The 17,411-nt window shown below is 72.0% G+C and carries 16 protein-coding genes and 1 other RNA gene; 7 read left to right on the forward strand and 10 right to left on the reverse strand.

The window, feature by feature from the left end; all coding sequences use genetic code 11:
• Positions 1 to 1,136: multidrug effflux MFS transporter (locus VFL99_RS10110; protein WP_325106225.1), on the reverse strand; the 1,136-nt coding region annotated here is incomplete at its 3' end.
• Positions 1,137 to 1,438: 302 nt separating this feature from the next.
• Here VFL99_RS10110 and VFL99_RS10115 point away from each other — a divergent pair.
• The 3 genes from VFL99_RS10115 to VFL99_RS10125 all read left to right on the forward strand — a co-directional run bounded on the left by VFL99_RS10115 (position 1,439) and on the right by VFL99_RS10125 (position 3,019).
• A complete protein-coding gene (locus tag VFL99_RS10115) occupies positions 1,439 to 2,152 on the forward strand; it encodes a zinc ribbon domain-containing protein (RefSeq protein WP_325106226.1) in 714 nt (237 codons plus the stop codon).
• Between the two features lie 68 nt (positions 2,153 to 2,220).
• An RNA gene (gene rnpB, locus VFL99_RS10120) (RNase P RNA component class A) lies at positions 2,221 to 2,623 on the forward strand.
• A 171-nt stretch (positions 2,624 to 2,794) separates the two neighbouring features.
• Positions 2,795 to 3,019: a hypothetical protein gene (locus VFL99_RS10125; protein WP_325106227.1), complete on the forward strand. Its 225-nt coding sequence runs from the start codon at positions 2,795 to 2,797 to the stop codon at positions 3,017 to 3,019.
• Here VFL99_RS10125 and VFL99_RS10130 read toward each other — a convergent pair.
• On the reverse strand, positions 3,004 to 4,461 hold the full coding sequence (locus VFL99_RS10130; RefSeq protein WP_325106228.1) for a GuaB1 family IMP dehydrogenase-related protein: 1,458 nt from the start codon (positions 4,459 to 4,461) through the stop codon (positions 3,004 to 3,006). The genes VFL99_RS10125 and VFL99_RS10130 overlap by 16 nt on opposite strands.
• Before the next feature lie 120 nt (positions 4,462 to 4,581).
• On the opposite strand from VFL99_RS10130, the gene VFL99_RS10135 reads away from it, so the two are divergent.
• Complete coding sequence (locus tag VFL99_RS10135) at positions 4,582 to 5,241, forward strand: MBL fold metallo-hydrolase (RefSeq protein WP_325106229.1); 660 nt, start codon at positions 4,582 to 4,584, stop codon at positions 5,239 to 5,241.
• Between the two features lie 61 nt (positions 5,242 to 5,302).
• On the opposite strand, the gene ppgK is transcribed toward VFL99_RS10135, so the two are convergent.
• Positions 5,303 to 6,058, reverse strand: coding sequence for a polyphosphate--glucose phosphotransferase (gene ppgK, locus VFL99_RS10140; RefSeq protein ID WP_325106230.1), 756 nt, complete (start codon positions 6,056 to 6,058; stop codon positions 5,303 to 5,305).
• A 54-nt stretch (positions 6,059 to 6,112) separates the two neighbouring features.
• Positions 6,113 to 6,976, reverse strand: a complete 864-nt coding sequence (gene map / locus VFL99_RS10145; protein WP_325106231.1) for a type I methionyl aminopeptidase — start codon at positions 6,974 to 6,976, stop codon at positions 6,113 to 6,115.
• Between the two features lie 22 nt (positions 6,977 to 6,998).
• On the opposite strand from map, the gene VFL99_RS10150 reads away from it, so the two are divergent.
• Positions 6,999 to 7,223: a methionine aminopeptidase gene (locus VFL99_RS10150; RefSeq protein ID WP_325106232.1), complete on the forward strand. Its 225-nt coding sequence runs from the start codon at positions 6,999 to 7,001 to the stop codon at positions 7,221 to 7,223.
• A 111-nt stretch (positions 7,224 to 7,334) separates the two neighbouring features.
• Here VFL99_RS10150 and VFL99_RS10155 read toward each other — a convergent pair whose 3' ends face one another.
• From VFL99_RS10155 to VFL99_RS10170, 4 genes are all read right to left on the reverse strand, one after another.
• The gene (locus VFL99_RS10155) at positions 7,335 to 7,763 is read right to left on the reverse strand and encodes an SRPBCC family protein (RefSeq protein WP_325106233.1); all 429 of its coding nucleotides are present in this window, start codon (positions 7,761 to 7,763) and stop codon (positions 7,335 to 7,337) included.
• A 132-nt stretch (positions 7,764 to 7,895) separates the two neighbouring features.
• Positions 7,896 to 9,914 carry a hypothetical protein gene (locus tag VFL99_RS10160; protein ID WP_325106234.1) on the reverse strand — a complete coding sequence of 673 codons (2,019 nt, stop codon included), beginning with the start codon at positions 9,912 to 9,914 and terminating at the stop codon, positions 7,896 to 7,898.
• A gap of 1 nt (position 9,915) precedes the next feature.
• A complete protein-coding gene (locus tag VFL99_RS10165; RefSeq protein ID WP_325106235.1) occupies positions 9,916 to 11,316 on the reverse strand; it encodes a sigma 54-interacting transcriptional regulator in 1,401 nt (466 codons plus the stop codon).
• 95 nt (positions 11,317 to 11,411) lie between these two features.
• Positions 11,412 to 12,410, reverse strand: coding sequence for a TIGR03557 family F420-dependent LLM class oxidoreductase (locus VFL99_RS10170; protein ID WP_325106236.1), 999 nt, complete (start codon positions 12,408 to 12,410; stop codon positions 11,412 to 11,414).
• A 47-nt stretch (positions 12,411 to 12,457) separates the two neighbouring features.
• On the opposite strand from VFL99_RS10170, the gene VFL99_RS10175 reads away from it, so the two are divergent.
• Positions 12,458 to 13,780 carry an ArgE/DapE family deacylase gene (locus VFL99_RS10175; protein WP_325106237.1) on the forward strand — a complete coding sequence of 441 codons (1,323 nt, stop codon included), beginning with the start codon at positions 12,458 to 12,460 and terminating at the stop codon, positions 13,778 to 13,780.
• A gap of 125 nt (positions 13,781 to 13,905) precedes the next feature.
• Entirely contained in the window at positions 13,906 to 14,676 is a 771-nt protein-coding gene (locus VFL99_RS10180) for a SurA N-terminal domain-containing protein (protein WP_325106238.1), read from the forward strand.
• A gap of 35 nt (positions 14,677 to 14,711) precedes the next feature.
• Here the strand turns inward: VFL99_RS10180 and panB are convergent, their stop codons facing one another.
• Positions 14,712 to 15,605, reverse strand: coding sequence for a 3-methyl-2-oxobutanoate hydroxymethyltransferase (gene panB / locus VFL99_RS10185; protein WP_325106239.1), 894 nt, complete (start codon positions 15,603 to 15,605; stop codon positions 14,712 to 14,714).
• A gap of 5 nt (positions 15,606 to 15,610) precedes the next feature.
• Positions 15,611 to 17,386: an NAD+ synthase gene (locus VFL99_RS10190; protein WP_325106240.1), complete on the reverse strand. Its 1,776-nt coding sequence runs from the start codon at positions 17,384 to 17,386 to the stop codon at positions 15,611 to 15,613.
• Positions 17,387 to 17,411: the final 25 nt, after the last annotated feature.

The raw sequence follows: 17,411 nt of genomic DNA on the forward strand, positions 1-17,411 counted from the left end.
TTCAGCGCGCCGACCAGTGGGGTGGTCACCCCGCCCATCAGGAACTGCGCCGATCCGAGCAGCGCGGACGCCGTACCTGCTGCCTCACCGTGCCGGGACAACGCGATCGCCGCAGCATTCGGCGACGCCACCCCGCAGGCGGCCAGCAGCAGCCAGATGGAGACGACGAATCCGGCCAGGCCGAGACCGAAGACGGCGGTGGCGACCATGCCGAGCGAGGACAGCACACCGACGATCACCGCACCGGTGAGCACCCGTTCCGGCCCGAACCGCTTGGCCAACACCGGATTGAGCTGGGCGAAGATGATCAGGCCGGCCGCATTCAGGGCGAACACGACGCCGAAGGCGCTCGGGGTCAGGCCGTAGATCCGTTGCAGCACGAACGGCGAGCCGCCGACGTAGGCGATCAGCGCGGCGAACATCAGCGCCGCGACGGCCACCATGATCAGATAGCTGCGATCCCGGAACAGGACCGCGTACGCGCCCAGCCAGCGGACCGGCTCGGCAGGGGTGCGCCGCACCGGCGGCAGGGTCTCCGGCAGGGCGATGATCGCCACGGTCATGCTCAGCAGGGCGAAACCGGCCAGGACGACGAAGATCCCCTGCCAGTCGGTCAGGGCGAGCAGCGCGCTGCCGATGCTCGGCGCCAGGATGGGGGAGACGCCGGTGACCAGCACCAGCCGGGACAGCAGCTGCGCGGCCTTGATGCCGGCGAACAGGTCACGGACGATGGCCATCACCACCACGGCGACCGCCGCACCGGCCAGACCCTGGACCGTCCGGGCGATGATCAACATCTCGATGCTCGGCGCGACCGCACAGAGCAGCGACATCAGGGCATGGCCGGCCAATCCGAAGATCAACGGGCGGCGTCGCCCGACCGAGTCCGACAGTGGCCCGATGAGCAGCTGACCCAGGCCGAGCCCCGCCATCAGCCCGGTCATGGTCAGCTGGGCTGCGGCGTCACTGGCGTGCAGCTCGTCCGACAGCGCCGGAAGGGCGGGCAGATAGGTGTCGACGGTGAGCGGCCCGATGGCGGTGAGCACGCCCAACAGCAGGACGAGATAGACGTACCGTTTGCCGACATAGCGGTCGCCGGGAAGATGGGTGGAGGCAGGCGCAGCAGCGCTGGACATGGCGGTCCTCGAGCAGGAAAGGGCGTACGGGATGACCGGTCACAACGCCGTGACCGAAGAAGGTGGTGCAGAGGTACCGGCCTGGTCGAAGACCGCCCAGGGGCCAACCCGCGGAACCGCGGATCCATTCCCCCGATGCGTCAGAAGTTCCGGCAAGATCATGATGCCCGATCGGCCGATCCCGGTCGAGCCGGTGTCTCGCAGTACGGAGCAGCCGGCGACGAGTACGCTCTGCAGAACAAATCCACATCAGATCAGGGGAGGGCGGACTCATCAAAGCCGACCACGCGATCCAGCTCCGGTTGCTCGACCTGCAGGCGGTCGACACCGCGATCGCCCAGTTGCGGCACCGCCGGGCGACCCTTCCCGAGCACGGCCAATTGGCCCGACTCGAGGACGAGCGGTCCGCTGCCTCGGCCGACCTGGTGGCCGCCGAGACCCGGGTATCCGATCTTGAAGTCGCCCAGCGCCAGGCCGAGTCCGATCTGGAGCCGGTCCGTCAGCGCAGGGTCCGCAACCAACAGCGGATCGACGACGGTTCGGTCGCCGACGCCAAGGCACTGACCGGTCTGGTGGAGGAGATCCAGCACCTGGAACGACGGATCAATGATCTTGAGGACGCCGAACTGGAGCTGATGGAACAGCTGGAGAACGCGGCCGCCGAGCGGGATGATCTTGCTGCCCGCAACGCCGAGCTGGAGGGCCGGATCGGCGAGGTCGTCGCGCGCCGCGACGAACAGCTCGCCGTGATCGACGGCGAGCTGGCGGCCAACGCCGAAGAACGGTCTGCGATCGCAGCGGATCTGCCGGAGCCGTTGGTGGCGACCTACGACAAGTTGCGCACCAGCCACGGCGGAGTGGGCGCCGCGGAGTTGCGCAACCGGCGATGCACCGGCTGTCAGCTCGAGGTGAACGCCGCCGACCTGCGCACCTTCGCGGCGGCACCCGACGACGAGGTGCTGCGCTGTGAGGAATGCGGGCGGATCCTGGTCCGGACGATCAACTCCGGCCTCTGATCCGGTACCACCCTCCTGGCGGCGACATTGGGTGGGACGGCGTGGAGCACCTAGGATGGAACGTCGGGTGAGTCGGCCAGGCGATCGCGGTGTCGGGTGACCGGCATCGAGGAAAGTCCGGACTCCACAGAGCAGGGTGGTGGGTAACGCCCACCCGGGGTGACCCGCGGGACAGTGCCACAGAAAGCAGACCGCCTCAGACGGCCGCCGGCGCTGCCGAGGCAGAGCCGGGGACGTCGAGGTAAGGGTGAAACGGTGGTGTAAGAGACCACCAGCACGTCAGGTGACTGGCGTGGCTCGGCAAACCCCACCCGGAGCAAGACCAGACAGCACGCGCCCGAGGACGGCCCGTCCGAGCGTGCGGGTAGGTCGCTGGAGGCCCGTGGCAACACGGGTCCGAGATGGATGGCCGTCACCCGACCACGGGTAACGGTGGTCGGGACAGAACCCGGCGTACGACCGACTCATCCACCCTTTCGACCGACCCACCCCCTCGAGGGGTGGGTCGCCCCGTCAAGGGCTCACGGCATCCTCCGAACGGTCGACCGCCTCCCTCGTCCGTTCGGGCACTCTTGACCATTTGCTGACGACATCTTTGCCATCTCTTGAACAAAGCAGGGTCTGCGGGGTCACGCTGTGTCCATGACCATGACGATGACGCGAGCCGGTCACTACACGGTGACCGACGGGGGTGTGCTCGTGGGTCGGATCACTGGTGACTTCGTGATCGGCTTCCGCGCCGAGCTCCCCGACGGCACGTTCCTCCTCGACGTGTACGACGAGCCCAGCACTGCTGCCGAGGCGCTCGCCGCCGAGCAGTTCAGGGCAGGCGACGAGCAGGCCGGGGCGGTTCACCAGGACGTGTGACGCGGGCGCCCTTCCTCGTAGCCGGCGGCGCTCTGGACGCCGACCACGGCGCGCTCCTGGAACTCGGCGATGGTGCGCGCCCCGGCATAGGTGAAGGAGCTGCGCACCCCGGAGATGATCGAGTCGAGGAGGTCCTCGACGCCCGGCCGCTCCGGGTCCAGGTACATCCGTGAGGAGGAGATGCCCTCCTCGAAGAGCGCCGAGCGGGCCCGCTCGAACGCGCTGCGCTCCTTGGTCCGGGCCCGCACCGCGCGGGCGGAGGCCATGCCGAAGCTCTCCTTGTAGAGCCGGCCCTCCGCATCGCCCTGCAGGTCGCCCGGGCTCTCGTAGGTGCCCGCGAACCACGACCCGACCATCACGCTGGCGGCACCGGCCGCGAGACCGAGCGCGACGTCGCGGGGGTACTTCACGCCACCGTCTGCCCAGACGGTCGCGCCGGCCTCCCGCGCCGCCCCCGCGCACTCGAGCACCGCGGAGAACTGCGGCCGACCGACGCCGGTCATCATCCGGGTCGTGCACATCGCACCCGGTCCGACGCCCACCTTGATGACATCCGCACCGGCCTCGGCGAGCTCCCGGGCGCCTGCCGCCGAGACGACGTTGCCCGCGACCACCGGGACGCGCACCCCGGTGGCGGCCTCGTGGGCGTCGCGTTCGGCGACGACCCGGGGCAGGACCGCCAGCATCTTGTCCTGGTGACCGTGGGCGGTGTCGACGACGAGGACGTCCGCGCCGCTGGTCAGCAGCGCCTTCGCACGACCGGCCACGTCACCGTTGATGCCGACCGCGGCACCGACCATGAGCCGACCCTCCCGGTCCAGCGACGGCTGGTAGATGGCGGACCGCAGCACCCCCTTGCGGGTGAGCACGCCGACCATCACGTCACCGTCGAGCACCGGCACCAGGTGGATGTGCCGCCTGGTCAGCGTCTCGAACACGGCGGCCGGATCGGTGTCGGCGCTCACCGTGACGATGTCGCTGGTCATGACGTCCGCGACCCGGGCGAACCGGTCGACGCCCTGGCAGTCGCGGTCGGTCACGATGCCGACCGGCTCGGTGCCCTTGAGGACCACGGCGGCGCCGTGGGCGCGCTTGCCGAGCAGGGGCAGCACCTCGGCGACCGGCGCCTCGGGGTCGATGGTGATGGGCGTCTCGAGCACGGCGTGCCGCGACTTCACGTCGGCGATCGTCGTGTCCACCGCCCGGAGCGGGATGTCCTGGGGGAGGATCGCCAGACCACCGCGGCGGGCGACGGTCTCGGCCATCCGGCGACCCGCGACGGCCGTCATGTTGGCGACCACCAGGGGGATCGTGGTGCCGACGCCATCCGGTGTCGTCAGGTCGACGTCGAGGCGGGAGGCCACGGAGGAGCGGGAGGGGACCATGAAGACGTCGGCGTACGTGAGGTCGTTCGCGGGACGCTGGTCGTTGAGGAACTTCACAGGGGTCCATCCTACGGAGCCCACGGGGGGTTTTCGGACCTCGGCCGCGGACCGTCGGGCCGCCGGCTGTCCCCCGTGAGGCTGCTGCGCCGGGGCTGGCTCGGGCGTACGTTGGGGCCCATGCGCGTCACCCACCTCGGCCATGCCTGCCTGCTGATCGAGTCCGGCGACACCCGGGTGCTCATCGATCCCGGCGTCTTCTCCCGCTTCGAGGGGGTCACCGGCCTGGACGCGATCGTGGTGACGCACCAGCACGCCGACCACGTGGATGCCGAGCGCCTGCCGGCACTGCTGGAGGCCAACCCGGATGCGGACCTCCACGTCGAGCCATCGGTGCCGGACACGACGCTGCAGGGCAGCCCCGCCGCCGCTCGTTGCCGGACGATGAGCAGTGGCCGGTCCCTCCAGGTGGGTGACGGCCTGACCCTCGAGCCGGTGGGCGACCGGCACGCGGTCATCAACGAGGCGCTGCCCCGCATCGGCAACCTCGGCGTGGTGGTGCGGGTGGACGGCGGCTCGACCCTGTTCCACCCCGGCGACGCGTATGACGCCCAGCCGGGTCGGGTGGACGTCCTCGCCCTGCCGCTCAACGCACCCTGGTGCGCCTCGAAGGAGACGGTGGCCTTCGTGCAGCGGATCGCCCCGCGCGTCGTGGTGCCGATCCACGACGGGCTGCTGAACGAGGTCGGCCGCGGGATGTACCTCAGCCAGGTCCAGCGGTTCGGTCCGGACGGCCTGGAGCTGCGGGACCTGTCCGGTGGGGAGCCGGCCCGGTTCTGAGCGCCGGCAGGTCCTCAGCGCCGGCCGGGCAGGTTGCGCCCGGCCGCACCGGCTGCTCGCGTCAGCTCTCCGCTGCCAGCTGGGCCGCGCCGATGATGCCGGCGGCGTTGCGCAACGTGGCCGGCACGATCGGGGCGCGCAGGTGCAGGTGCGGCAGGAACTTGTCCGCCTTCTTGGAGACCCCGCCGCCGACGACGAGCAGGTCGGGCCAGAACAGGTCCTCGACCACCGAGTAGTAGCGCTGCAGCCGCTGTGCCCACTCCTGCCAGGACAGGTCCTCCCGCTCACGGGCGCTGTCCGCGGCGCGGCTCTCGGCGTCGTGGCCGTCGATCTCCAGGTGACCGAGCTCGCTGTTGGGGACGAGCGCGCCCCGGTGCAGCAGGGCCGAGCCGATCCCGGTGCCGAGCGTGGTGACGATGACCAGCCCGTCGTGGCCCTTGGCGGCGCCGTGCCGCAGCTCCGCCAGCCCGGCGGCGTCCGCGTCGTTGACCACGACCACGCGGCGACCGAGCCGACCGGAGAAGAGCCGGTCGGCGTCAGTGCCGACCCAGCTGGGATGGATGTTGGCCGCCGAACGCACCACCCCGTGGGTGACCACGCCGGGCACGGTGACACCCACCGGGACGTCGTCGCCGTCGAGCACGTCGGCGAAGTGGGCGCAGATCCGGCCGATCACGTCGGCCACCTCGGCCGGGCGGGCTCCCTCCGGGGTCGGCAGGCGCAGCCGCTCGGCGGCGAAGGCGCCCCGGTCGAGGTCCACCGGCGCCCCCTTGATGCCGCTGCCACCCACGTCGATCCCCAGGACCAGGCGCGTCATCGCGGGCTCCTTCCTCGGTGTCCTCGGTGGCGGCCCAGGGCCACCCGGGCAGGGTCAGGGCAGGGTCAGGATCTCGTTCCCCGAGTCGGTGATCAGGATCGTGTGCTCGAACTGGGCCGAACGGCGCCGGTCGGCGGTGACGACGGTCCAGTCGTCGTCCCACATCTCCCAGTCCGGGGTGCCGAGGTTGAGCATCGGCTCGATGGTGAAGGTCATGCCCGGCTCGATGACGGTGCTGTACTGCGGCGCCGCGTCGTAGTGGGGGATCACCAGCCCGGAGTGGAAGGCCGTCCCGATGCCGTGGCCGGTGAAGTCGCGGACCACGCCGTAGCCGAACCGCTTGGCGTAGCTGGCGATGACCCTGCCGATGACGTTGATCTGCCGGCCGGGCACCGCGGCCCGGATGCCGCGCATCATCGCCTCGTGGGTGCGCTCCACGAGCAGTCGCGACTCCTCGTCCACGTCCCCGACGAGGAAGGTGGCATTGGTGTCGCCGTGCACCCCGTCGATGTAGGCGGTGATGTCGATGTTGACGATGTCCCCGTCCTGCAGCTCCCGGTCGTCGGGGATGCCGTGGCAGATGACCTCGTTGACGCTGGTGCACAGGGACTTGGGGAAGTTTCGGTAACCCAGCGTGGACGGGTAGGCCCCGTGGTCCAGCATGAACTCGTGTCCCACGCGGTCGATCTCGTCGGTCGACACACCGGGGGCCACGACGGCGCCGGCGGCCTGGAGGGCTTGGGCGGCGATCTTCGAGGCGATCCGCATGCGGTCGATGGTGTCGGGGTCCTTCACCTCAGAGCCGGTGAACCGCTCCGGCGCCGGCCGGTCGACGTACTCCGGGCGCGCGATGCTGGCGGGCACGTCCCGGCGACCACTGATGTGGCCGGGGGCGACGGTTGCGTAGCGGATCGGCATACGGTGGAGTCTAGGCAGTCAGGTGAGCACGGAGACGACGGAGGGAGGCGTCCCCATGGCGTACTGGTACAACGTCGCGCGGGGTCGGGTCGAGGACGACAGCAACAAGAGCAAGGGTGAGGACCTCCTCGGCCCCTACGAGACCTACGCCGATGCCGAGCAGGCCCTGCAGCATGCGGCGGACAACACCGAGCGCTGGGACGACGAGGACCGGCGCTGGAACCAGGGCGACGCCGAGGAGGACTGAGGTCGGGCAGGGCTGACCCCCGGAGGACCGAACCGCGAGCTGACCCCCTGAACGAGACCGGGCGGCCCGCCGTGGAGTGCGGACCGCCCGGTTGTCGAGGACGTGGTGGCGCTAGCTGCCGACCAGGTCGCGCAGCGCTCCCTCCCACCGCCTGCGCAGCCGGTCCCGGTCGACGGAGCCGTCGAGGTGCTGGTGGGACAGCTGGATGCGTGTGCCGTCCCCGTCCCGGAAGGTCTGCAGGTCGACGAGGGTGGCGGGGGCGTCGGCGTCGGCGTGCCAGGACACCCGCACCTGTTCGCCGGGGTGGTAGCTGCGGACGACGCCGTGCGTGCCGTCCTGCGCGTGCCACGGTTCGCCCTTGCCACCGAGCATCGCGCCGGAGCCGAGGAGTGCCTCGATCCCTTCACGCTGGGTCAGTCGCTTCCACACCGCGTCCGGCGGCTGGGCCACGAACTGGCTCACCTCGATGCTGTCGGCGGCCTGCACGGTCGTCTGTCCTGCGGACTCGACCTCGTCCTCCGTGGGTGTCATCTGCGTCATCGCGCCTCCTTGACCGGCCCGTCGGCCTCGGCCCGACGGGCGCTGGATGTCGATGGGTCCAGCACAACACCGATGGGAGGGGTAGCACAATCCCAACGGCCGAATTGTCTCGGCGGACACGCCCGGGCGGCGTCAACGCCCGCGGCGGGCGCGCAGGTAGTCGGCGACGACGTACTCCCCCAGCCGGTCCAGGTCCGGGGTGAACACCCGCCCGCCGGCCCTGCGGGCCACCGCGTCGACGAACCGGGCGAGCCCCGGGTCGTCGCCGAGCATGAAGATGTTGAGGCTCACGCCGTAGCGGGCGAGCTCGTCCACCTGGGTGACGGTCGCCCGCAGCGTGGCCGCCGTCGTCGGCCACCTGAACTCGGGCAGGCCGCTCTCGTCCAGGTGGGCGGTCGGCTCGCCGTCGGTGACCACCAGCACGACCGGCTCCGCCCCCGGGTGCCGGCGCACGTGCCGGCCGGCCAGCATCAGGGCGTGCTGCAGGTTTGTGCCCTGCACCCACTCCGGTTCCGCCTCGGCGAGCTGGACGGGCGAGAGGCGGCGAGCGGCGAGGTTGAAGCCGATCACCTGCAGGGCATCCCCGCGGAAGCGCGTCTCGATGAGGTGGGAGAGCGCGAGCGCGGTCTGCTTCATCGGGCCCCACCGGCCCTCCTGCACCATCGAGAACGACATGTCGACGCACAGCGCCACCGCCGCCGACACGCGGCGCTCCGTCTCGGTGACCTCGAAGTCCTCCACGAGCAGCTGCACGCCACCGCCGCCGTCGGCCGTGAGCGTGTCCAGGTGCTGGGCGGCGCGGCGGCGCAGCGCGTTGCCCACCGTCCGGGCGGCGTCGAGGGGCAGCTCGTCCCCGAACTCCCAGGCCCGGGTCAGCCCGGTGGGCTCATCGGAGGACCCGGTGCGGTGCTCGTCGTGGTCGCCGTGGCCAGCGGCGTGCAGCTGCTCGAAGACCCGGCGCAGCGCCGTCTCCCCGAGCCGGCGGACCGCCCGCGGCGTGAGCCGCAGGCCCTCCTCGCCCCGCTCGAGGTAGCCCTGGCGCTCCAGCTCGCGCTCCAGCTGGCGCAGCGCCTCCAGGTCGCGGACCGCGGGTGCGCCGAGGCGCCGCTCCAGGGCCTCCACGTCGACGTCGTCGAGGGTGGACCAGGCGTGCCCCTGCTCGAGCTGCTCCCCGAGGGCCTCCAGGTCGGCGAGCTCCGCGACCGCCTCCACCGCCTCGCCGTAGCCGAGGGACGGGCCGCCGTGCATCGGGACGGCCCCGCGGCCGAGCCCCGGTCGCAGCGCCCGGAGGTTGTCCGCGAGCTGGGCCATCTCCGAGGCCAGGTCGGCGTCGGCGAGCGCATCGCTCATCAGCTGCGCCAACTCCGCGCGCTGCTCGGGGGACAGCGACGCCATGAGCCGGTCCGCGGCGGCCTGCCGGCGGGCGAGGGCGTCGATGAGCTCGTCCACGTCCCGGGGCTGCTCGGGGAAGAGGTCGCCGTAGCGCTCCATGAACTGCGCGAACCGGTCGGTCGTGTCCTCCCCGCGGGCGTGCGCGGCGAGCAGGGAGTTGAGGTCGGCGAGCATGTCCCGGATCCGCTCCAGCAGCTCCGGGTCACCTCCCGACAGCGCCTGCTTCAGCCCCGCGAACTGTGCGTCGAGGACCTCCGTGCGCAGCATCTCCCGGATCTGGTCGTATGCCGCCCGCGCCTCCGGTGAGTGCCACTGGTAGTCGGCCAGCGCCCGCACCGCGCTCGCCACCTGGTCGGGCAGCGTGGCGAGCTCCATCTCGGCCATGCGGGCGTCCTCGCCGGGCTCGGCGGCGAGGGTGTCCCGTTCGGCGGCCAGCGCCTGGTCCAGCAGCCCCCGCACCTGGTCGAGCGTGCCGCCCAGGTCCCCGCGCCGGCGTGCCTCGCGCCGCATCCGGCGCACCCGCTCGCGCAGGTCGTCCAGGCCCGCACGCCCGTCGAAGCCACGGCGCAGCAGGTCGTGCAGGGCGTCGCGCATGGTGCCGCCGGCGAGGACGTCTCGGCCGAGCTCGTCCAGGGCACCGCGCACGTCATACGGCGGTGCGAGCGGGTCCGGACCACCGCGCCACGGGCCGTAGCGGAAGCGTCCGTGGGGAGAGTCGGGGGAGTGCCCGGAATGCGGCCCGGACCAGCGCCGTGCCACGTCAGGCCTCGTAGACGACGCGGCCGTCGGGGGTGTCGGCGCTGCGCTTGTCGATGCGACGGGTGAGGTGCAGCCCCTCGAGCACCAGCTCCACGGCCGCGGCGACGTGGCCGCGGGAGGCGGAGTCGCCGTCGCCGAGCCGGTCGAGCACCTTGGACAGCCCGGGCACGCCGCCCAGCTGGTCGAGCAGCTCCGCCGCGGGCACCAGCTCGCCGGTCTCGACGACGGCTCCCTCGGCGAACCGGTCGGTGAACCCGGCGAGGTCGAGCCCGCCGAGCCGGGAGCGGAAGGTCTCCGCGACGGCCACGCGGAGCAGGTGCTCGAGCACCTCGCGCTCGCGACCCTCCTCGCCCATCTCGAACTCCACCTTGCCGAGCAGGGTGGGGATGACGCCGGGCACGTCGCAGACACGGGCGACCTGCTCTGGGTCCGCGGTGCGCGCCGAGCGGCGCAGGGCCGAGGCGCCGATGGCCTCGACGGCCGCGATGGCGAGCCGCGCGGACACCCCGGAGCGCTGGTCCACGGAGGGCGACTCCCGCAGGGCGCGGGTGAAGCGGGCCACGACCTCGACGAGGTGCTCGGGGACCTCGGCGACGGGCTGGGCCTCCTGCCCGACCAGCTCAACCTCGTCCTCGACGTCGAGCGGGTAGTGGGTGCGGATCTCCGCGCCGAACCGGTCCTTCAGCGGGGTGATGATGCGGCCGCGGTTGGTGTAGTCCTCCGGGTTCGCGGTGGCCACGAGCAGGACGTCCAGCGGCAGTCGAAGGGAGTAGCCGCGCACCTGGATGTCGCGCTCCTCCAGCACGTTGAACAGCGCCACCTGGATCCGCTCGGCGAGGTCGGGCAGCTCGTTGAGGCCGAAGATGCCCCGGTTGGACCGCGGCACGAGCCCGTAGTGGACGGTCTCCGGGTCACCCAGCGTGCGGCCCTGGGCCACCTTGACCGGGTCCACGTCACCGACCAGGTCGCCGACGCTGGTGTCGGGGGTGGCGAGCTTCTCCGTGTAGCGCTCGTCGCGGTGCCGCCAGACGATCGGCAGGTCCTCGCCGGCCTCCTCGGCGAGGCGTCGGCAGCGCAGGCACACCGGGGCGCTCGGCTCGTCGTCGATCTCGCAGCCGGCGACCGACGGGCTCCACTCGTCGAGCAGTCCGGCCAGCGTGCGCATCACCCGTGTCTTGCCCTGCCCGCGCTCACCGAGCAGGACGAAGTCGTGTCCGGCGAGCAGCGCCGTCTCGAGCTCGGGCAGCACCGTGTCGTCGAAGCCGACGATGCCGGGGAACGCAGGCTGTCCGGACCGCAGCCGCTCCAGGAGGTTCTCGCGGATCTCGGCCTTGACGGTGCGGGGCCGGTAGCCGGCCTCGCGCAGCTGTCCGAGCGTCTCGATGCGTGCCGCGTTGTCCACCACTTGACCCTACGTCGCGTCCCGGCGGTGCCGCGCCCGGGTTTTCGCTCTCCCGTTTCCGTCCCGGACCGCCGCGCCGGCCCGGGAGGCCACGATCAGCGGTGCACCTTGGGGATGACCTCCCGGCCGAACACCTCGATCCACTCGCGCTGGTTGCGCCCGACGTTGTGCAGGTAGACCCGGTCGAAGCCGAGGTCGACGAACTTCTGGATGTGCTCGCGGTGCAGGTCCGGGTCCGACGAGATGACCATGCGTCCCTGGAAGTCCTCCGCGCGCACCAGCCGCGCCATGGCCGCGAAGTCGTGGGGAGAGCGGATGTCGGCCTTGGCGAACTTCATCCCGCCGTTGGGCCACTCGGTCATCGCGTTGGCGAGCGCCTCCTCGTCGGTTGGCGCCCAGGACAGGTGCAGCTGGAGGATCCGCGGCATGGCGTCCGGGTCCTTGCCGGCCTCGCGGGCCCCCTCGGCGAACTTGGCGAACAGCCCGTCGATCTTCTCGAGCGGCGCACCCACGGTGATCATCCCGTCGGCGTGCCGGCCGGTGCGCTTGGCGTTCAGGGGACCGGCCGTGGCCACCAGCACGGGTGGCGCCGACTCCGGCATGGTCCACAGCCGGGTGGTCTCGTGCTTGAAGAACTCACCGGAGTGCTTGGTGTCCTTGCCCGCCAGCGAGGCGTCGAACAGGCCCTTGATCACGTCGATCGCCTCGAACATCCGGCGGGAGCGTTCGCCGGCCTCCGGCCAGTAGCCGGCGACCACGTGCTCGTTGAGTGCCTCGCCGGCGCCGATCCCGAGCCAGGTGCGGCCCGGGTACATCGCCTCCAGCGTCGCTGCTGCCTGCGCCACGAGTGCCGGGTGGAACCGGAAGGACGGGCACGTGACGCCCGGCCCGAGGTCACCGGTCGTGCGCTCCGCGACCGCGGTGAGCACGTTCCAGACGAAGGAGGCCTGGCCCTGCTGGGGGACCCATGGCTGGAAGTGGTCGGCCGCCATGCACCCGGAGAAGCCGTGCTGCTCGGCGAGCTCGGTGAGCTCGACCGCCTCGGTGGGGTGGAACTGCTCGAGCATCGCGGCGTATCCGATGGTGAGACTCATGGCCCCAACGTAGTGGCGGCCGGGAGCCGACGTGAGAACGTGCCGCCATGAACCAGTCCCTGTCCTCGACGTCCGCGACCGAGCCGGCGACCCTGTCCTCCCTCGAGCAGGAGGTGCTCGGCGCGGTCGACGACGACCAGGTCGTCCAGGACCTGCGCGACCTCGTGGCCATCCCGTCGGTGGGTGGGTCGGCGGCCGAGGCGGAGGCGCAGGAGTGGTGCGCCGCGCGCCTCGGTGACCTCGGTTGCGACGTGGACCGGTGGGACATCGACCTCGCCGGGCTCAGCGAGGTCCCCGGGCACCCCGGCGTGGAGGTCGAGCGCTGGAACGCGGTCGGCTGCGTGGGGGTGCTCGGCGGCACCTCCCAGCCCCCGTCGGGAGGAGCCGGTATGCCGGCCCTCGCCCTGTGCGCCCACACCGACGTCGTGCCTCCCGGTGACCTGCTCAGCTGGCCGGACGCCGACCCCTTCACCCTCCGGGTGATCGACGGGCTGGCGCACGGCCGCGGCGCCTGCGACATGAAGGGTGGGCTGGCCGCGATCCTCGGCGCGGTCTCGGCGCTCGCGCGCGCCGGGGTGCCGCTCCGTCGCCCGCTCGCCGTGCACACCGTCAGCGGTGAGGAGGACGGCGGGTTCGGCGCCTTCGCGACGCTGCGGCGCGGCCACCTGGCCGACAGCTGCGTCATCGTGGAGCCGACTGCCGGCACGATCATCCCCGTCAACGCCGGCTCGCTCACGTTCCGGCTGGAGCTGACCGGCCGCTCCACGCACGGGGCGACCAGGAGCCAGGGCGTCAGCGTCATCGACCTGCTGGAGGACGTGAGCGCCACCCTCCGCACCCTCGAGCGCGACCGAAACGCTTCACTGCCAGCGGAGTTCGCCCACCTCGACCTCGCGTGGCCGATCTCGGTGGGCATGGTGCACGCCGGGGACTGGGCGAGCTCGGTGCCGGACAAGCTGGTCGCGCACGGCCGGTTCGGCGTGCAGGTCGGGGAGGGCGTCGACTCGGCCCGCCGCGTCTTCGAGCGGGCGCTGGCGGATGCGGGGGAGCGCCACCCCTGGCTGCGGGACCACCCGGTCGAGGTCAGCTGGCCCGGAGGGGAGTTCGCGTCCGGCGCACTGCCGGCCGGGCACCCGCTGCTCGACGAGGTGACCACGGCGGTCACGGACCTCGGTGGCGACAGGCCGCGGGTGTGTGGGGCGCCGTACGGCTCCGACCTGCGCCACTACGCGGCCGCGGGGGTCGCCACGTTGCAGTACGGCCCCGGCGACATCCGGCGCGCCCATGCGCTGGACGAGCGGGTCGAGGTCGCCGAGGTGTTGCGCTGCGCCCGGGTCTACGCCCTCCTCGCCCTGCGCCAGTGCGCCTGACACCGCGCCCCTTCCCCACCGGTGTGGCGAGGACCACACCACCGGCCCCGGGGGAACGGCCCAGGGGGCGGGAGTCGTTCGGACCCCGTTGATACGGTCGCTGAACCCCAGACCAAGGAGTGTGTGTGACGAACAAACTGGTGCCGGCGGTATGTCTTGCGGCGGCCCTCGTGGGAGTGTCCGCCTGTGGTGCGGACCAGGCCGCGAGCAAGGGCCACCAGGACTCCTCCAAGGCGAGTGCAAGCGCGAGCGACGGGCAAGGGAAGGCGGGACAGCCGGGCGGCAAGCAGAGCATGCCCAAGCCGGACCTCACGGGGATCCCGAGCGTGGTGGCCACCGTCAACGGCACGAAGATCTCCAAGGGCCAGTTCGTCCGGGTCTACACCTCCCAGTTCCAGCAGCTGGCCATGCAGTCGCAGATGTCCGGGCAGAAGCTGGACCAGCACCGGCTCAAGAAGCAGGTGGCGCAGAGCATGGTGGGCTCGACCCTGCTGACGCAGGCCGCCGACAAGAGCGCCTACAAGCCGTCCTCGGCCGACGTCGACCACACCCTGACCGACCTGGCCCAGCAGAACGGCATGAAGTCGGGCCGGCAGCTGGTGGGGGAGCTCACCAAGCACGGGCAGAAGAAGTCCGCGATCATGGCGCAGGTCAAGGAGCAGACGAAGGTCAACCACCTCATCGTCCAGAAGGGTGGCAGCACCACGCCGACCACCCAGGAGCTCAAGCAGGCCTACCAGCAGCTGAGTCAGCAGGGCCAGGGCTCCAAGACCCCGTCGTTCCAGAAGATTCGGCCGCAGCTGACGCAGCAGCTGGAGGCACAGAAGCGCCAACAGGCCGCGCAGAAGGTGGTGCAGCAGCTGCGCCGGAAGGCCCACGTCACGATCAACATCTGACCCGAGTTCCCCGGTCGCGGGCGGGTCAGCGTGAGTCAGGAGTCGAAGCTGTGCTCGGGGCCCGGGAAGGCACCCGAGGCGACGTCGGCGGCATACGACCGTGCGGCGTCGGTCAGCACGGTGCGCAGGTCGGCATACTGCTTGACGAAGCGCGGCATCCGTCCTGCCCGCAGGCCCGCCAGGTCGGTCCACACCAGGACCTGCGCGTCGCAGTCCGGTCCGGCGCCGATGCCGACCGTGGGGATGCGCACGGCGCGGGTCACCTCGGCCGCGACCGGGGCCGGGACCATCTCCATGACGAGCGCGAACGCCCCCGCCGCCTCGAGGGCCCGAGCGTCCTCGAGCAGCCGCGCGGCACCGGCGCCGCGGCCCTGCACCCGGTAGCCGCCGAGGGTGTGCTCGCTCTGCGGGGTGAAGCCGACGTGCGCCATGACCGGGATGCCCGAGCGGGTCAACAGCTCCACAGCGGGTGCCATGTGCGCGCCGCCCTCGAGCTTGACCGCGTGCACGCGCGCCTCCTTCATGAAGCGCGTCGCGGTGGCCAGCGCCTGCTCGGGCCCGGCCTGGTAGGACCCGAACGGCAGGTCCGCGACCACCAGCGCCCGGCGCGCCGCGCCCGCGACCGCGCGCGCCAACGGCACCAGCTCGTCGACGGTCACCGGCACGGTCGTGTCGTAACCCAGGACGTTGTTGCCCGCGGAGTCGCCCACCAGCAGCACGGGTATGCCGGCCTGGTCGAAGATCTCGGCGGCGTACTGGTCGTAGGCGGTCAGCATCGCCCACCGCTGCCCACCCTCCTTCATCGCCAGCAGGTGCGGGATGCGCACGCGGCGAGGTGGCGCGCCGGCGGAGGCCCCCGGTCCTGTGGGTCCGCCCCCCACGTCGGGGCCGGCGGAGGTGCCGCCGTAGGGACTGGGCTGCTCGGCCACCTCGCTCAGCTCCGGGACGGCTGCTCGCCGCGGTAGTGGTTGGTGATCGGCAGCCGGCGGTCCCGCCCGAAGGCGAGGGGGGAGATCTTGGGGCCGGGCGCGAACTGCCGGCGCTTCCACTCCGCCCGGTCGATCAGGGCCGTCACCCGCTCGACGACCTCGGGGTCGAAGCCGGCCTCGACCAGCTGCTGGCGACCGTCGGCGTGCTCGACGTAGCGGTCGACCAGCGCGTCGAGGACCTCGTAGGGCGGCAGGCTCTCCTGGTCGACCTGTCCCGGCCGCAGCTCGGCGGAGGGGGCCTTGGTGATCGAGTTCTCCGGGATGGGTGGGGTCTCGCCGCGGCGCTCGGCCTCGGCGTTGCGCCACTTCGCCAGCTCCCACACCAAGGTCTTGGGCACGTCCTTGAGCGGTGCGTAGCCGCCGGCGGCGTCGCCGTAGATGGTGGAGTAGCCGGTCGCCAGCTCGCTCTTGTTGCCCGGCGCCAGCACGAGGTGGCCCTCCTGGTTGGACAGGCCCATGAGGATGACGGCGCGGCACCGAGCCTGCAGGTTCTCCTCCGCCACGCCAGTCAGGCCGAGCGGCTCCAGGAACGCCTTGACCATCCCGGCGATGGGCTGGACCCGGTAGTTCAGCCCGGTGCGGCGGGCGAGCTCGGCCGCGTCGGAGCGGGAGTGCTCGCTGGAGTAGTCGCTGGGCATCGAGACGCCGTGGACGTTCTCGGCGCCGAGGGCGTCGCAGCTGAGGCTGGCGACGAGGGCCGAGTCGATCCCCCCGGACAGGCCCACGATGACGCTGCGCATGCCGTTCTTGCGCACGTAGTCGCGCAGGCCGAGCGTCACCGCGGTATAGACCTCTCCCACGCCGTCGAGGCGAGGGGCCTGCTCGGCCCGGGTCCCGGCATACGTCCCGAAGGGGGCGCCGGCGCGCTCACCGGACCGAGCCGACTCGAGCGTCACGTGCTGCACGCCCGCGGGCGGGTCGACCGGGTCGACGGTGCTCGGTGCCAGGTCGAGGTCGAGCACGAGCAGGTCCTCGTTGAACTGTGGTCCGCGGGCCAGCACCGTGCCCTCGCGGGAGACCACCAGGGAGTCGCCGTCGAAGACCAGCTCGTCCTGGCCGCCGACCAGGTTGAGGTAGGCCAGGGTGCACTCGGCCTGCCCGGCGCGGCGGGCGACCAGTTCGTAGCGGACGTCGTCCTTGTCCTGCTCGTAGGGCGACCCGTTGACCACCAGCAGCAGCTCCGCGCCCGCCTCGCAGGTCAGGGCCACCGGGCCGCCCTCCTGCCACAGGTCCTCGCAGATGGCGAGTGCCACGTCCACCTCGCCGACGCGGACCACCGTGAGCTCCGTGCCGGGGGCGAAGATGCGGGCCTCGTCGAAGACGCCGTAGGTGGGCAGATGGTGCTTGGCGTAGCGGGCCACGACCCGACCGTCGTGCAGCACGGCGGCGCAGTTCTGCGGCAGCACCCGGCCGGGGTCGGTGTCGGTCGTGCCGGCGGGGGCCTCGTCGAGGTAGCCGAGAACGACCGGCAGCGCGCCGAGCCCGTCGGCGGCGAGGTCCCGGGCGAGCTGCTCCAGCGTCGCGCGGGAGGCGTCGACGAAGGAGCGCCGCAGGGCGAGGTCCTCCACCGGGTAGCCGGTCAGCACCATCTCCGGGAAGGCCACGAGGTCGGCGCCCTGCTCGGCGGCGCGTCGGCTCCAGGCGCGCACCATCTCCGCGTTGCCGGCGAGGTCTCCGACGGTGGGGTCCACCTGGGCCAGGGCCAGTCGCATCTGAGCCATGCCGTGGAGCCTATCGACGGTCCGC

The sequence above is a fragment of the Segeticoccus sp. genome (genome assembly GCF_035708005.1).

What these genes read in the sequence shown, in the direction of transcription:
- VFL99_RS10125 (WP_325106227.1), top strand. Translation starts at nt 2,795, where the DNA reads ATGACCATGACGATGACGCGAGCCGGTCACTACACGGTGACCGACGGG.
- VFL99_RS10135 (WP_325106229.1), top strand. Translation starts at nt 4,582, where the DNA reads ATGCGCGTCACCCACCTCGGCCATGCCTGCCTGCTGATCGAGTCCGGC.
- ppgK (WP_325106230.1), bottom strand. Translation starts at nt 6,058, where the DNA reads ATGACGCGCCTGGTCCTGGGGATCGACGTGGGTGGCAGCGGCATCAAG.
- map (WP_325106231.1), bottom strand. Translation starts at nt 6,976, where the DNA reads ATGCCGATCCGCTACGCAACCGTCGCCCCCGGCCACATCAGTGGTCGC.
- VFL99_RS10155 (WP_325106233.1), bottom strand. Translation starts at nt 7,763, where the DNA reads ATGACGCAGATGACACCCACGGAGGACGAGGTCGAGTCCGCAGGACAG.
- VFL99_RS10170 (WP_325106236.1), bottom strand. Translation starts at nt 12,410, where the DNA reads ATGAGTCTCACCATCGGATACGCCGCGATGCTCGAGCAGTTCCACCCC.
- VFL99_RS10175 (WP_325106237.1), top strand. Translation starts at nt 12,458, where the DNA reads ATGAACCAGTCCCTGTCCTCGACGTCCGCGACCGAGCCGGCGACCCTG.
- VFL99_RS10190 (WP_325106240.1), bottom strand. Translation starts at nt 17,386, where the DNA reads ATGGCTCAGATGCGACTGGCCCTGGCCCAGGTGGACCCCACCGTCGGA.